Below are 14,017 nucleotides of genomic sequence, written 5' to 3' on the forward strand. Positions count from 1 at the left end.
ATCAAATATTAACGAGTACGTGGGCAGATTTCTTCGTCAGAGAAGAAGTATGCGATTTCACGTGCTGCAGACTCAACCGCATCTGAACCGTGAACAGCATTTTCATCGATGCTATCTGCGTAATCTGCACGTAAAGTACCCGCTAACGCTTCAGCTGGGTTAGTTGCACCCATGATTTCACGGTTTTTAAGAACAGCGTTTTCGCCTTCTAAAACTTGAACCATAACTGGACCAGAAGTCATGAAAGAAACTAAAGCACCAAAGAAAGGACGCTCGCTGTGCTCAGCGTAGAAACCTTCAGCTTTCTCTTGAGAAAGGTGAACCATTTTAGATGCAACGATTTTAAGACCTGCAGACTCAAAACGGTTATAGATTGCACCGATGTGGTTTTTAGCAACTGCGTCAGGTTTGATGATTGAGAAAGTACGCTCTAAAGCCATCTTTATGCTCCAAATTAATTGTGTAAATAGTTTAAATTCAACGGCGGCGGATTATACGCTTTTTCTTTACAAAAGCCTATTAAAATCGCGCAATAAAGATCCAAATGATCTGCCGCAACAGTCTAAACACCGCCAATGACATTTTTGTGGATCCCGCCAAAGGCACCGAAGATTGATCTCAATCAACAAATCTCAACGCCGGTTTTGCTACATTCGCCCCCTTTTAACCACCCATGCCTTGTGGCGCACTTTTAATCATGCAACTGACCAAGACTCAGTTCGATGTATGAGGAATGACCATGTCATCAATTTTAACCCCAGGGTTTACCCCAGAATTACTCTCACCTGCGGGCAGCCTAAAAAACATGCGCTACGCGTTCGCTTATGGTTCAGATGCCGTTTATGCCGGACAGCCCCGTTATAGTTTGCGGGTACGCAATAATGAATTTGATTTAGATAATTTGGCATTGGGAATTAAAGAAGCGCACCAACAGAATAAAAAGCTCTATGTGGTCTCTAACATTGCCTCTCATAACGCCAAAGTAAATACCTATTTGCGCGATATTGAGCCCGTTATAGCGATGAAACCCGATGCATTGATTATGTCTGATCCCGGTTTGATCATGCTGGTGCGTGAAAAATGGCCTGACATGCCTATTCACTTATCTGTCCAAGCGAACGCGGTTAACTTTGCCACAGTGAAATTTTGGGCCAAACAAGGCATTGAGCGCGTAATTTTGTCTCGCGAATTGTCTTTAGAAGAAATCGGCGAAATCCGCACCCTTTGCCCTGAAACAGAGCTTGAAGTCTTTGTTCATGGCGCATTATGCATGGCGTATTCAGGGCGTTGTTTGCTCTCTGGTTACATCAATAAACGCGATCCTAATCAAGGCACTTGTACCAATGCCTGCCGCTGGGAGTACGATGTAAAGCCAGGTAAAGAAACCGAAACGGGCGAAATGGTGCATCAGTTTGATCCCAAACAAATTATTCCAACCTTGGGTACTGGCGAACCTAGCAAAGAAATTTTTATGCTTGAAGAGCAAGGTCGCCCAGGTGAATACATGCCAGCGTTTGAAGATGAACATGGTACCTATATCATGAATTCAAAAGATCTCCGTGCCGTGCAATATGTTGAGCAACTCACCAAAATGGGTGTGCATAGTTTGAAAATCGAAGGCCGCACCAAATCATTTTATTACGTTGCCCGCACTGCACAGGTGTATCGTAAAGCCATAGATGACGCGGTCGCAGGTCGTCCGTTTGATATGAATTTACTAGGCAGTTTAGAGAATTTAGCCCATCGCGGTTACACTGAAGGATTTTTAAAACGCCACAATCACCAAGCGTATCAAAACTATGAGTACGGCCATTCTGTTTCAGATCAGCAGCAATTTGTGGGTGAAATACTTGGCCGAAACCAACACGGCTTAGTCGAAATTGATGTTAAAAATAAGTTCTGCACTGGCCACTCACTTGAGTTAATGACACCGCAAGGGAATATAAACTTTACTCTTGAGCATATGGAAAACAAAAAAGGCGAGCGTATAAACGATGCCAAAGGATCGGGCCATATCGTGCAGATCCCTCTTCCTGAAGACATTGATTTAAGTCATGCTTTGCTAATGCGTAATCTGGACGAAAATCAAGATACACGTAACCCATTTAACACACACGCAATCAGTGTCTAACGATGGCGCTTTTAATCAATACTAAATGCATCAACTGTGATATGTGTGTGCCTGAATGCCCTAATGAAGCCATTTATATGGGCAAAAAAATTTATCAGATTAACCCTTCAAAATGCACAGAATGTGTCGGCCATTACGATACGCCGACGTGTGTTAGCGTCTGTCCGATTGATTGCATTAAACCCGATCCAGCTCACCGAGAATCCCTCGATGAGCTAGCGCAAAAATTTGTTGCGTTAACAACAGACTAAAAACGCTCCAAAGAATATAGCATTCCTGCTCGCCCATCATCCAGTGGCGCGATCAAACAACGTATTGCGATAAAAAGCAATCCGACCAAGCAGCTTTTTAAGAAGCCTAAAAACAAAAAAGTCAGCCTTCTTAACAAGATGGCTGACTTTTATCAGACTTAGGTTAAATGATCATCTATTTAAATAAAATAGCCTGTAAAGTCTCGGTTTTTTCTACTAAATCTCGGTACAACGTAAATTGGTTGCGGGCACGATCGAGGTTATGGCTGTCATACTTAGTGCTAAAGTAATTATCACCATCGATAAAATCAGTCAAAAAGCGCACGCCTATCATAAATGTCATGACTTTAGCGCCAAGCCAAAAACTTTGCTTTTCTTGCTCAGTGATAATGCCATCTAGAGGCGCAACATAGCCATCGACAATTGCTTGGAAAATTTCTTCACGCACTTTGACTCGATCAAGATTCGTTGAATCTTCAGCCTCTGGTGAACAGAAAGTCCGTACCATATCACCAAAATCAAACATCCAATAACCCGGCATACATGTATCTAAATCAATCACAGCTTTTGCTTGTTGTGTTTGATTACAAAACAACATGTTGTTTATTTTCGTATCGTTATGACAGGCTCGAACAGGTAAAATATCGACCAATTCAGCAAGCTCACTTAACAATTGTGACTGCGCTAAGCAAAAATCCACTTCTTGCTGACAAGACACTAACCGGCCAACCGGATCAGCATTGACGACACGTTTCAGTGCATCTAAACGCATTGTTAAGTTATGAAAATCAGGAATGACTGAATGTAAATTACTAGCATCAAAGTCTTCTAATGCAGCAGCAAATTGACCAAATGCATTAGCTGCTATTTCAGCTTGCTCTTGGTTGGCCACTACATCTTCTGAATAACTGCGGCCGATAAATTCCAGCGCCCGCCAGCTCTCACCTTCAATTTCAACTACGTAGTCTTCTTTAGTTGTTGGTACGTGCTTAATAATCTCTAACTGATATGCCTGTTGATCTTTTTTATCACTTAAGTGAATTTCGATCTGACGAGCGTTATTGACCAGTGCGATGGGGTCTGGAAAAACATGTGTATTGAGCTTTTGTACCACGATATTTTTTTCAGGAGACTTTAACAAAAGAGTCGTGTTAATGTGGCCATTGCCAATCGGTTTAATACTGACATCATCTTGACTGAGACCAAAATGTTTTGAAAGGATTGTTGCTTGTTTTTGATACATCGTGTTGTTCTCTTTTTTTTCAGTTGTTAACAACTGAATCCCTGAATAGATATTCTAGCTGAGCACTGACAGCCGCTAATTCATCCCGATAAGTCACCCCGAGCCACTTATCTTGCGCAGTCAGCACATTCACCTTTTTACGGCGGTGCGAGAGCGCATATTGAATTTGATCGGGCAGATAATACTCGCTTTTGACAGCGTTGTCAGCAACTAGTAAGAAGGTATTAAAATTTTCATCCAATATCGCGAAAATCTCGTCATTCACAGCCCAGCATGTCATTGAAACCAGTGCCGATACATTAAGCTCAGTTCTGACTCCTTGCGGGCTAATCCCACTCAGTTTTGTTTTTTGCAATGTAATGTCGAGGTATTCATCCACTTGATTTAAGTAACCCGCTTCATCAAGTTGACATACTCCACGATTGACGCCGCCCTGATTCGACAAAGTATGCATTATCGGATACGCGAGCATCGCCCAATCTTCAGAGCCTTGCGCATGTAGAGCAAGTTGTTTAAACGCATTTGGACCATAATAATCATCGGCGGTAATGATGATCATCTTTCCAGTGACGAATGGCCGTGCTGCCAATAACGCATGGCCTGTACCCCATGGCTTCTGGCGGTTAAAGCTCAACTCCACGAATTGCTTCGGCACATCTGTAATCGCTTGAATGGCTATTTCGACCAGTAAATGCTCAGGTAACCGCGGGATAATTTGGCTCTCAATTAAGGGCTTTATCTGCTGATTAACAACTAACACCACCTTATGAATATACGGTGCCGCATCAACGATGCTTAGCTCCATAATGGTGCGATTTAACCCCTCAATTTCGGCGAGCTGTTTTGCGCCACCAAAGCGCGTCCCCAAACCAGCAGCAAGTATAACTAAGGTAAGTTCTGAGTGTTGTTGCATGATGACCTTTGACGACCCAAACGTCTAAGCTGAGGAAATAAGGGCAATTATTGTACGCATCTTTACAACAATATACTATTTTTAGTTAGTCTAAAAAGACAACATTTTGATTTAAAATAAATTTAAGTAATATTTAAACACAGATATTTAACTTGTAGGTATTCATCTAACCCCATTTGGCCACCTTCACGGCCAATCCCTGAGTGTTTGATCCCGCCAAACGGAGCGATTGGATTTGATATTAACCCTTCGTTAATACCGACCATGCCAAAATCAAGCCCCTCAGAAACACGTTGCATCTGATTGATATTCTCAGTATAGAAGTAAGCCGCTAAACCATAATCGGTTTCATTGGCCATGGCCAGCGCTTGAGCCTCACTTTCAAAGGTACTCAAAAGCACTACGGGTCCAAATAATTCCTGATGATAAATCGCCATATTTGGGCTGATATTACCAAGCACCACAACCGGAAAAAAGTGATTCGCTTGCTGTTTAGCCTGTTCAAACTCAGCTTGACCAAACACAAAGCATCCGCCTTCATTAAGGGCTTGTTCTACTGTGCTGATAAGTCGCTGTTTAGCTGCTGTGGAAATCAACGGCCCAATGTGGTTGCTCGGCTCAAAGCCTGATCCAACCCGCAATTTAGCCACTTCTGGCAAAAGTTGTTTTAGAAATTCAGCATAAATTGACTTAGCTACTAATACGCGATTTGTCGCGACACAGGTTTGCCCTGCATTACGCAACTTACTCGCCAATAATCCTGTGATAGCGTTTGCTAAGTTCGCAGTTTCAAACACTATAAATGGTGCATTGCCGCCTAACTCCATTGATGAGCGCTTCACTGAGGCTGCAGCCTGTTCCAATAACACTTTACCAACCAGAGTAGAACCGGTAAATGTGACTTTCTTAACCCGAGGATCAGCCAGTAATTGGCTGACAACCTCAGGGGCTTGTTGAGTCAATAACACATTAAATGCCCCAGCAGGGAAACCCGCCTCTATTGCTAAGTGCGCTAATGCCAGTGCCGACAAAGGAGTCAGTTCAGATGGTTTTAAAATAAAACTGCAACCGGCCGCAATCGCAGGCGCCACTTTTCGAGTAATCATTGCAACCGGAAAATTCCAAGGCGTAATCCCTAACACCACCCCGACAGGCTGTTTAATGGTGCTGAGCCGCTGATGCTGATTATTGCTAGGGATCACTTGCCCATAACTGCGCTTTGCTTCTTCTGCAAACCAACGGATAAACTCAGCCCCATATGTGACTTCACCTTTCGCTTCTACCAAAGGTTTTCCTTGCTCTAAAGTCATTAACTCTGCCAACGCATCACTGTGGGACATCACTAGTTGATACCAGCGCATAAGTAGATCACTGCGCGCTTGGCTATGCATTACTTTTAGTTCTTCAAACGCCGTCTGCGCTGATTCAAGGGCTAATAAAATACCTTGCTGATCGACACTGCTAACATTCGCTACCACTTTATCAGTGGCGGGATCGGTCACGGAAAATGCTTTATCGCTACTATATGCTTGATTGACAATAATCGAATCGGTATATATTAAAGACTGACAGAGGTTGTAAGGTATATGTAAGTTCATTTTCTGAGCGAGTATTTGGATTGAAGCTGACTGTATAATAATCACAAATAGCAAGGTGTAAACTAAAAACACCCTATTAATTTATATTCTTAACGTTAAATTAGTATTGAATACTGCATTCAGTAGCCCATCACTCGAACGATTATTTCTGGCGGTATAGCATCACTTTATAAAAAAAGCTGGGACTAAAACGAACCCAGCTTTTAATTATTTGTTCAGAAATAGTTACTTTTCATTCAGATTGGACTTTAATTGTTTACTGAATAAAAGCCTTAGTATAAACCAAGTCATTAAGGTTATAGCAAATATGATCACATCGATCTCAGGTGGAGCAGATAAACAGAACCAAAAAAGAATGAAGAATGTAACCCCCCAAGAAACTCTAGTGATTGGTATCACTTCAATCTCAAAAATTCGGTATAATTTCACTAACAAAAAGTCAATTATCAGCAAACCTAAATTGACGCCTAATGAAATTAATATCCATTTCTCAAGCATGATTCTAATTTGCCCAACATACTTGCTGAGCAACTAAGTTGCCTGCAGAGCCCGTATAAACGGTTTTACATATTTTTCCAGATCCACCGCTCCCTGCTCCAGCACCAGAATTTGCATTTCCACTAGTCCCTCCTTCACTTGAGTTACCTGAACTAGAAGATGATGAACCTGAACGGGAGACAGAGATAAGTTCACCAGCCTTAAGGGTAACAGTATCACCAGCCTTTAAACCACCACTTTTTATTAAGTCAGATATTTGTTTACCAACAGGAAAAAGGCCCCCAGCTGTAAGCAAGCCTGCTATGTATTCATTGGTAAATTTTGTAAATAATCCAGCAAACTTAACTGAAGGTATTGCTAAAAGCAGAGTTACTGTGAAATCTATACTTGTATTTTTTAAGTCGATAGCGGATTGAGATACTTGATACGAAATTTCCATATTATTTAGGTATTTTGATAACTCCGCTAATTCTCTTTTTTCTTGCCATTCCTCACAAGTAAAATCTCTATCCGCTTCACAAGTAAGCGACCCATCCATCACATTATTCAACTCAGTATTGAGCGGTTTTGGTGCGACTTCTTGGGCTGCTAAATAGTCATAAATAGTGGTTTCAAGTACAGAATCCCCATTGAACAACACTGTGATCTTTTGGTATTGATGCGCAAAAAGTGTACGCTGCGCTAGATATTTTCGAATCGTTAACTCTGGTTGTTCGCAGTCTTCAAAGCACACTAAAGTGATATCTTGGTTTAATAACTCATGCTGAGTTTGAGCATTAACAAAAGGAGATAAAAGTAAGGCCAAAGGTAAGAATAATTTTTTCATTTTCATTTTCATTTTAATTGGATATTAATTGAAATATCCCCCACAAAAATAGTACCCCTTTTACACCGATTATAGAAACTAAAAAAAGATTCATTGTAAATAATTGTTAATACTAATAAAAAACCGCTTTGCAGCGGTTTTTTATTAGCATCATTTAAATCGATAAATTTAATGATCTTCGTTAACAATATTTAAATTGTATTTAGGAATTTCGACCACTAAATCTTCGTCTGCAATAACGGCTTGGCAGCCTAAACGCGATTCAGGCTCTAAGCCCCATGCTTTATCAAGCATATCATCTTCAAGCTCATCACTTTCTTCAAGTGAATCAAACCCTTCACGCACAACAATATGGCAAGTGGTGCACGCACATGACTTTTCACACGCATGAGGAATTGAAATTTTATTTTTAAGTGCAACATCAAGCACTGTTTGTCCACTCTCAGCTTGGATCACTGCACCATCTGGGCATAACTCACCATGAGGAAGGAAAATAATTTGTGGCATATTAAACCTCGTCTACCGACTGCCCTTGCAGTGCTTTTTTAATGGATGCATCCATACGTAATGATGCAAAATCTGAACTAGCTTTATCTACTTTTTCTATCGCATTTTTAAGCGCATCTGGTGTTGTGGCTGTTTCGTAACATGTGACCAACTCTGCTATTTCACTTCGAAGTGCTGCTAAATCAGTTTCATTGAGTAAGCCACTGTCTTCTTCCAGTGAGGCATTTAACGATTCAATCACTCGAAGCGCTTCGACCTGTTGCTCTTTTAACATACGCGCTTGCATGTCTTCTTTAGCGAAACTCATCGAATCTTTTAGCATTTTGGTGACTTGATCATCCGATAAACCAAACGAGGGTTTCACTTGGATATCAGCTTGCACACCCGATGATTTTTCCATGGCTGAAACACTTAAAATACCATCCGCATCAACCTTAAACGTCACACGAATATGCGCCGCACCCGCTGTCATGGGTGGAATGCCTTTTAGGCTGAATTTAGCAAGCGAGCGGCAGTCAGTCACCAACTCTCGCTCTCCTTGCAATACATGCAATGACATCGCAGTTTGGCCATCTTTAAATGTTGTGAACTCTTGTGCTCGTGCCACAGGGATAGTGGTGTTACGCGGAATAATTTTTTCAACTAATCCTCCCATTGTCTCAAGCCCCAGAGATAAAGGTAAGACATCTAGTAACAACATGTCAGAGTCAGGCTTATTGCCAACTAACACATCCGCTTGAATCGCGGCACCAATAGCGACAACGCGATCAGGGTCTATTGATGTGAGTGGCTCTTTATCAAAAAATGCGCCGATTTGCTCTCGCACAATCGGCATACGGGTCGAACCACCGACCATCACAACCTGAAGGATCTCTTCTTTTTCTACATCAGCATCTTTCAAAGCGCGGCGACAAGCACGTAAAGTTTGTTTAACTAAAGGCATCGCAAGCTCATTGAATAATGGCTTATCCACCACGACTACATGCGATTGACCATTAAACTCAAGCCCAACATTAATGGAATTGTAGTTGGTAAGCGCTTCTTTACAGGCGCGCGCTTTGTTACTAAATAAACGTGATGTTTTTGCATCAAGCTCTGTTACACCGGTTTGTTGCTTAAAATGCTCAACCAACAGGGCATCAAAATCATCTCCCCCTAGGCTTGAATCTCCACCTGTTGCAAGGACTTCAAAAATCCCTTTATGGAGGCGCAAAATAGAGATATCAAACGTACCGCCGCCTAAATCATAAACGGCAATCAATCCTTCTTGACCTGAATCTAATCCATAGGCTACGGCCGCTGCTGTTGGTTCATTTAATAAACGTAAAACGTTCAGACCGGCTAATTCAGCCGCATCTTTAGTGCCTTGGCGTTGTGCATCATCAAAATATGCAGGAACAGTAATCACCGCCCCTAAAATATCATCACCAGCAAATGAATCGGTGGCGCGTTGCTTCAATACTTTTAAAATTTCACTTGATACTTGAATGGGATTGACGTCACCTTGGCGTGTATGAATCGCTAAACTCCCTTGCTGCTCAGATAACTGATAAGGCAACTCTGGGTAGCGAGCTTGAACATCTGCCAGTGATTTTCCTAAAAAGCGTTTAATTGAATACAAGGTATTTTCAGGATCGGTAACCGAGTGTTGCTGCGCTGTCGCGCCCACTAAAATCCCTTGTTCACTGTACGCCACCACTGAAGGCAACATACTTGAGCCTGTCAGATCAGATAAAACTTTTGCCTGACCGCTTTGAACTGTTGCCACTAAAGAGTTAGTAGTACCTAAGTCAATACCTATTGCTAATTTATGTTCGTGAGGTGCCGCGCTCTGCCCCGGCTCAGCTATCTGCAATAATGCCATAATGTATTTTTACTCTTTAGTCTTCAAATAATGAATCTTCAATGCGTGCTAATTCGTCTTTCAATTTATATATAAACTTTAATTTACGTACCACATCTGCAGCCTGCTCGAGATCATTTAATTCAGTGCTGTTGATTAATGCAAGTAACTGCTGATTCAATTCGACCTTTAAAATTTTAATGTCATTTTCGAATGCAGTAATGGCAGCATCAGGATCGGTGGCTGTGGGTAAATCTTCAAGCGCCTCGCGTAATTCCATTTGCTGCATTAAAAACAACGGATCTTGGAGTGTTTGCTGCTCTGCTCGAATATCCACACCGCGTTCAGCCAGCATGTACTCTGCGCGTTTGAGCGGATGCTTTAAGGTCTGCAGTGCGTCGTTAACTTCGGCCGCTTTTTGCACCGCTAATCGCTGCTCTTTTTCACTATGATTGGCGAACTTATCTGGGTGGATCACTTTTTGAAGTTCGAGGTAATGAGCATTTAACACGGTTAAATCAATTTGATAATTAACAGGTAATGAAAAGAGTTCAAAATAACGCATTAACTTTATTACTTCCTATTTCAAAAAGGACAAAGCCCTAACCTTAGGGTGAGGGCTTAATGACATTGGCTGTTGATTAGGTCAATTTAAACAGTGAAACTTTCACCACAACCACACTCACCGCTTTGATTTGGGTTATTAAACTTAAACCCTTCATTGAGGCCTTCTTTGACAAAGTCGAGCTCAGTGCCATCGATATAAACAAGGCTTTTAGCATCAACAATCACAGTCACACCATCTTTTTCAAATACTTCGTCGCCTTCGGCTAATTCATCTACGAACTCAAGTACATAAGCCAGACCTGAACAGCCTGTCGTCTTGATCCCAACTCGTAAACCAATCCCTTTGCCACGGTTTTCTAAAAAAGTGCGAACGCGGTTAACCGCTGAATCTGTTAGTGTGATTGCCATAAAAATCTCTTATTTACCGTGCTTACTTTTGTAATCTGAAATTGCTGCTTGAATGGCATCTTCAGCCAAAATCGAACAGTGAATTTTTACTGGTGGTAGCTCTAATTCAGCGCTGATATCGGTATTTTTGATTTCAGACGCTTGGTCAAGCGTTTTACCTTTAACCCATTCAGTTACTAAAGATGAAGAAGCAATTGCACTTCCACAGCCATAAGTTTTGAATTTTGCATCTTCAATGATGCCATCTTCAGAGACTTTAATTTGCAGTTTCATTACGTCACCACACGCAGGTGCTCCCACCATGCCTGTTGCTACTGACGGATCGTTTTTATCAAATGCACCCACGTTACGTGGATTTGCAACATGATCTAATACTTTATCGCTGTAAGCCATTTTTAATTACCTCAATACCTGCTATTCGTGCAAAGTGTGACCATTGCTTAATCACACCGTGTTAGGTTTAATGGGCAGCCCACTCAACCGAGTCTAAATCAATCCCGTCTTTAAACATCTCCCAAAGCGGTGACATTTCACGAAGACGACTGATTGACCCTTTAATTAGGTTTACTGTGTAGTCAATTTCTTCTTCAGTGGTAAAGCGACCAATACTGAAACGAATTGAACTGTGTGCAAGTTCGTCATTACGGCCTAATGCACGTAATACATAAGACGGCTCTAAACTTGCTGATGTACAGGCAGAACCAGAAGAAACAGCAATATCTTTGAGTGCCATTAACAGTGATTCACCTTCAATGTAGTTGAAGCTGATGTTTACAATACCTGGGACTGACTGGTCTTGGGTACCATTGAAATACACTTCTTCAATATCCATCACACCATCAATCAAACGCTGACGCAGCGTTTCGATACGAGCGTGGTCAGCTGAAAAATCTTCTTTTGCGATACGGAATGCTTCACCCATACCAACTATTTGATGAGTCGCTAAAGTGCCTGAACGCATACCACGCTCATGACCACCACCGTGCATTTGCGCTTCTAAACGTGCTCGTGGTTTACGGCGTACATACAAAGCACCAATCCCCTTAGGGCCATAGATTTTATGAGCAGAGAACGACATAAAGTCGACTTTCAATGTTTGTAAGTCAACATCGATTTTACCTGCGCTTTGCGCACCATCAACATGGAACATAATCTTGCGTTCACGGCACATTTCGCCAATTTTGGCGATATCTTGTACGACACCTAACTCATTGTTAACATGCATAATGCTGACAAGCACAGTATCATCACGCATCGTTGCAGCTAACTTATCTAAATCAAGCAAGCCATTGTCTTCTACATCCATGTACGTCACTTCAAAACCTTGACGCTCTAATTCACGGCAGGTATCTAAAACCGCTTTATGCTCTGTTTTAGCAGTGATGATGTGCTTGCCTTTTTTACTATAAAAATTCGCCGCACCTTTAATGGCTAAGTTATTTGATTCTGTTGCACCTGAAGTGAACACAATTTCACGGGGATCGGCATTGATCAGCGCCGCAATATCATGGCGCGCTTGGTCAATAGCTTCTTCTGCTTGCCAACCGAAACGATGCGAACGCGAGGCTGGGTTACCAAAGTTACCGTCCATTGTCAGGCATTGCATCATTTTTTCTGCAACACGAGGATCGACCGGTGTTGTGGCAGCATAATCTAAATAAATTGGTAACTTCATATTTCTTTGTGCTCCAGTCCTGCTTAGAGTTGACAGCTTACTTGAATATTCTCTAACTGTTTGAGCGCCTCTTGGACTGATTTGTCCTGGCGAATAGCCACTTCTTGCACGTCACCTTTGGCAACGAGCTCAGCTAAAGTAATATTATTTAAAAAATCTTCGATTCGAATACTTAAATCAGTCCACAGTGAATGTGTCAGGCAGCGTACACCTTTTTGACACCCGCCTTCACCATGGCAACGCGTGGCATCAACCGATTCATCTACGGCACTTATTACATCACCCACTGAAATTTCGCTAGCTTCTTTACCGAGTAAATAACCACCGCCAGGACCTCGAATAGAACGTACTAAACCTTGCTTACGTAAACGAGCAAATAATTGTTCAAGATATGAGAGAGAGATTTCTTGGCGTTCTGAAATTTCAGCTAAACACACAGGGCCAACATTGGTATGTAGTGCGACATCAAGGAGAGCAGTAACTGCGTATCGTCCTTTGGATGTTAACTTCATGTTGACCTCACTGATAAGTATATTAAGAGCGCGAATTTTAATAACCTGACTAAAAGAGTCAAGTATTATCTGTTCTAGCCACTATTACCCGACTAAAACAGTCAAGTATTCCATAACAGTGATTTTATATACCTGACTAATTTAGTCAAGTATTATCCTGCAGCTATTTCGCTATATGAAAATCGTAAAGGTTATATCTTTGGATCAAATTGATTGAGGTCTCGCTGACGCTGCTGTTTTGCCATGCGCTCAGCATTGCAAAAATCTTCATCATCTAAATTAAGCTCTGGTAATTGTTGCTCACACACATCGGCACCTAAGGTGTTGAGAGCTGCACTCATTTCATTAATTTTCGCATCAAGTAAATGGATATGATCTAACATTCGTCCAATGGAGTTTGCGACGGGATCTGGGTTATCAGCCGACACTGCGTACGCATCAAAGCCATACTTTTCTGCAATGGCTGCCCGTTGCTGGCTTGCTTGTGCATCCGCTTCGCTGATGGCCTTAATTTCTTTTACTATTCGCCCTGGGATCCCCACAACAGTGGCTTGGCTCGGCACATTTTTTACCACGACCGAGTTTGAACCGACCTTAGCGCCTTGACCGATTTCAATCGGCCCTAAAATCTGCGCTCCAGCTCCCACAACGACGTTATCACGCAGTGTCGGATGTCGCTTTCCTGCCTGCCAACTTGTGCCGCCAAGCGTTACTCCATGATACAAAGTGACATCATCACCAATCTCAGCTGTTTCACCAATCACAACGCCCATGCCATGATCAATAAAACACCGCCGGCCAATAGTCGCACCGGGGTGAATTTCAATGCCTGTTAACCAACGTGCAATCGTTGAGCATGTCCGTGCCAAAAAAAACCAGCCCGATCGCCATAATTTATTATTAAGACGGTAGCACCACAATGCATGTAACCCTGGAGAATTAAAAAATACTTCCCAAAAGTTTCGCGCGGCAGGATCGCGACTAAATACACTATTAATGTCTTCTTTGATTCTATCGAACATACTTTTGGCCTTTGCTTGCTATT

At 42.0% G+C, this 14,017-nt stretch carries 15 protein-coding genes; 2 read left to right on the top strand and 13 right to left on the bottom strand.

Going from position 1 to position 14,017, the window contains the following annotated elements; translation table 11 throughout:
* Positions 1 to 8: 8 nt before the first annotated feature.
* Positions 9 to 440: a nucleoside-diphosphate kinase gene (ndk, locus tag AC3KVK_RS13530; RefSeq protein ID WP_086744594.1), complete on the bottom strand. Its 432-nt coding sequence runs from the start codon at positions 438 to 440 to the stop codon at positions 9 to 11.
* Positions 441 to 739: 299 nt separating this feature from the next.
* On the opposite strand from ndk, the gene trhP reads away from it, so the two are divergent.
* Both trhP and AC3KVK_RS13540 read left to right on the top strand, forming a co-directional pair.
* Positions 740 to 2,131 (top strand): prephenate-dependent tRNA uridine(34) hydroxylase TrhP, encoded by a 1,392-nt coding sequence (gene trhP, locus AC3KVK_RS13535; RefSeq protein ID WP_490312755.1) that lies wholly within the window; start codon positions 740 to 742, stop codon positions 2,129 to 2,131.
* A gap of 2 nt (positions 2,132 to 2,133) precedes the next feature.
* Positions 2,134 to 2,382 carry a YfhL family 4Fe-4S dicluster ferredoxin gene (locus AC3KVK_RS13540; protein WP_490312754.1) on the top strand — a complete coding sequence of 83 codons (249 nt, stop codon included), beginning with the start codon at positions 2,134 to 2,136 and terminating at the stop codon, positions 2,380 to 2,382.
* Between the two features lie 175 nt (positions 2,383 to 2,557).
* On the opposite strand, the gene AC3KVK_RS13545 is transcribed toward AC3KVK_RS13540, so the two are convergent.
* The 12 genes from AC3KVK_RS13545 to cysE form a co-directional block, all read right to left on the bottom strand.
* On the bottom strand, positions 2,558 to 3,625 hold the full coding sequence (locus AC3KVK_RS13545) for a phosphotransferase enzyme family protein (RefSeq protein ID WP_490312753.1): 1,068 nt from the start codon (positions 3,623 to 3,625) through the stop codon (positions 2,558 to 2,560).
* Positions 3,626 to 3,644: 19 nt separating this feature from the next.
* Positions 3,645 to 4,538: a nucleotidyltransferase family protein gene (locus tag AC3KVK_RS13550; protein WP_490312752.1), complete on the bottom strand. Its 894-nt coding sequence runs from the start codon at positions 4,536 to 4,538 to the stop codon at positions 3,645 to 3,647.
* A 122-nt stretch (positions 4,539 to 4,660) separates the two neighbouring features.
* Entirely contained in the window at positions 4,661 to 6,136 is a 1,476-nt protein-coding gene (locus AC3KVK_RS13555) for an NAD-dependent succinate-semialdehyde dehydrogenase (RefSeq protein ID WP_490312751.1), read from the bottom strand.
* Between the two features lie 502 nt (positions 6,137 to 6,638).
* The gene (locus tag AC3KVK_RS13560; protein ID WP_490312750.1) at positions 6,639 to 7,466 is read right to left on the bottom strand and encodes a hypothetical protein; all 828 of its coding nucleotides are present in this window, start codon (positions 7,464 to 7,466) and stop codon (positions 6,639 to 6,641) included.
* 162 nt (positions 7,467 to 7,628) lie between these two features.
* A complete protein-coding gene (fdx, locus tag AC3KVK_RS13565; protein WP_490312749.1) occupies positions 7,629 to 7,967 on the bottom strand; it encodes an ISC system 2Fe-2S type ferredoxin in 339 nt (112 codons plus the stop codon).
* A gap of 1 nt (position 7,968) precedes the next feature.
* Positions 7,969 to 9,831: a Fe-S protein assembly chaperone HscA gene (hscA, locus tag AC3KVK_RS13570; RefSeq protein WP_490312748.1), complete on the bottom strand. Its 1,863-nt coding sequence runs from the start codon at positions 9,829 to 9,831 to the stop codon at positions 7,969 to 7,971.
* A 16-nt stretch (positions 9,832 to 9,847) separates the two neighbouring features.
* The gene (gene hscB, locus AC3KVK_RS13575; protein ID WP_490312747.1) at positions 9,848 to 10,375 is read right to left on the bottom strand and encodes a co-chaperone HscB; all 528 of its coding nucleotides are present in this window, start codon (positions 10,373 to 10,375) and stop codon (positions 9,848 to 9,850) included.
* Between the two features lie 86 nt (positions 10,376 to 10,461).
* Positions 10,462 to 10,785 carry an iron-sulfur cluster assembly protein IscA gene (iscA, locus tag AC3KVK_RS13580; RefSeq protein WP_490312746.1) on the bottom strand — a complete coding sequence of 108 codons (324 nt, stop codon included), beginning with the start codon at positions 10,783 to 10,785 and terminating at the stop codon, positions 10,462 to 10,464.
* 9 nt (positions 10,786 to 10,794) lie between these two features.
* Positions 10,795 to 11,178 (bottom strand): Fe-S cluster assembly scaffold IscU, encoded by a 384-nt coding sequence (gene iscU / locus AC3KVK_RS13585; protein ID WP_086744604.1) that lies wholly within the window; start codon positions 11,176 to 11,178, stop codon positions 10,795 to 10,797.
* A 67-nt stretch (positions 11,179 to 11,245) separates the two neighbouring features.
* Complete coding sequence (locus tag AC3KVK_RS13590) at positions 11,246 to 12,460, bottom strand: IscS subfamily cysteine desulfurase (RefSeq protein WP_490312745.1); 1,215 nt, start codon at positions 12,458 to 12,460, stop codon at positions 11,246 to 11,248.
* 23 nt (positions 12,461 to 12,483) lie between these two features.
* A complete protein-coding gene (gene iscR, locus AC3KVK_RS13595; protein ID WP_193331218.1) occupies positions 12,484 to 12,972 on the bottom strand; it encodes a Fe-S cluster assembly transcriptional regulator IscR in 489 nt (162 codons plus the stop codon).
* 191 nt (positions 12,973 to 13,163) lie between these two features.
* Positions 13,164 to 13,994 (bottom strand): serine O-acetyltransferase, encoded by an 831-nt coding sequence (cysE, locus tag AC3KVK_RS13600; RefSeq protein WP_490312744.1) that lies wholly within the window; start codon positions 13,992 to 13,994, stop codon positions 13,164 to 13,166.
* Positions 13,995 to 14,017 lie beyond the last annotated feature (23 nt).

The sequence above is a fragment of the Pseudoalteromonas sp. J2K-J979 genome (assembly GCF_058169715.2).

Bases quoted from the DNA above. Each gene is read 5' to 3' on its own strand.
- AC3KVK_RS13540 (WP_490312754.1), top strand. From the start codon at position 2,134: ATGGCGCTTTTAATCAATACTAAATGCATCAACTGTGATATGTGTGTG.
- cysE (WP_490312744.1), bottom strand. From the start codon at position 13,994: ATGTTCGATAGAATCAAAGAAGACATTAATAGTGTATTTAGTCGCGAT.
- iscU (WP_086744604.1), bottom strand. From the start codon at position 11,178: ATGGCTTACAGCGATAAAGTATTAGATCATGTTGCAAATCCACGTAAC.
- fdx (WP_490312749.1), bottom strand. From the start codon at position 7,967: ATGCCACAAATTATTTTCCTTCCTCATGGTGAGTTATGCCCAGATGGT.
- AC3KVK_RS13550 (WP_490312752.1), bottom strand. From the start codon at position 4,538: ATGCAACAACACTCAGAACTTACCTTAGTTATACTTGCTGCTGGTTTG.
- hscA (WP_490312748.1), bottom strand. From the start codon at position 9,831: ATGGCATTATTGCAGATAGCTGAGCCGGGGCAGAGCGCGGCACCTCAC.
- AC3KVK_RS13545 (WP_490312753.1), bottom strand. From the start codon at position 3,625: ATGTATCAAAAACAAGCAACAATCCTTTCAAAACATTTTGGTCTCAGT.
- AC3KVK_RS13555 (WP_490312751.1), bottom strand. From the start codon at position 6,136: ATGAACTTACATATACCTTACAACCTCTGTCAGTCTTTAATATATACC.
- iscR (WP_193331218.1), bottom strand. From the start codon at position 12,972: ATGAAGTTAACATCCAAAGGACGATACGCAGTTACTGCTCTCCTTGAT.
- trhP (WP_490312755.1), top strand. From the start codon at position 740: ATGTCATCAATTTTAACCCCAGGGTTTACCCCAGAATTACTCTCACCT.
- hscB (WP_490312747.1), bottom strand. From the start codon at position 10,375: ATGCGTTATTTTGAACTCTTTTCATTACCTGTTAATTATCAAATTGAT.
- AC3KVK_RS13590 (WP_490312745.1), bottom strand. From the start codon at position 12,460: ATGAAGTTACCAATTTATTTAGATTATGCTGCCACAACACCGGTCGAT.
- ndk (WP_086744594.1), bottom strand. From the start codon at position 440: ATGGCTTTAGAGCGTACTTTCTCAATCATCAAACCTGACGCAGTTGCT.
- AC3KVK_RS13560 (WP_490312750.1), bottom strand. From the start codon at position 7,466: ATGAAAATGAAAAAATTATTCTTACCTTTGGCCTTACTTTTATCTCCT.
- iscA (WP_490312746.1), bottom strand. From the start codon at position 10,785: ATGGCAATCACACTAACAGATTCAGCGGTTAACCGCGTTCGCACTTTT.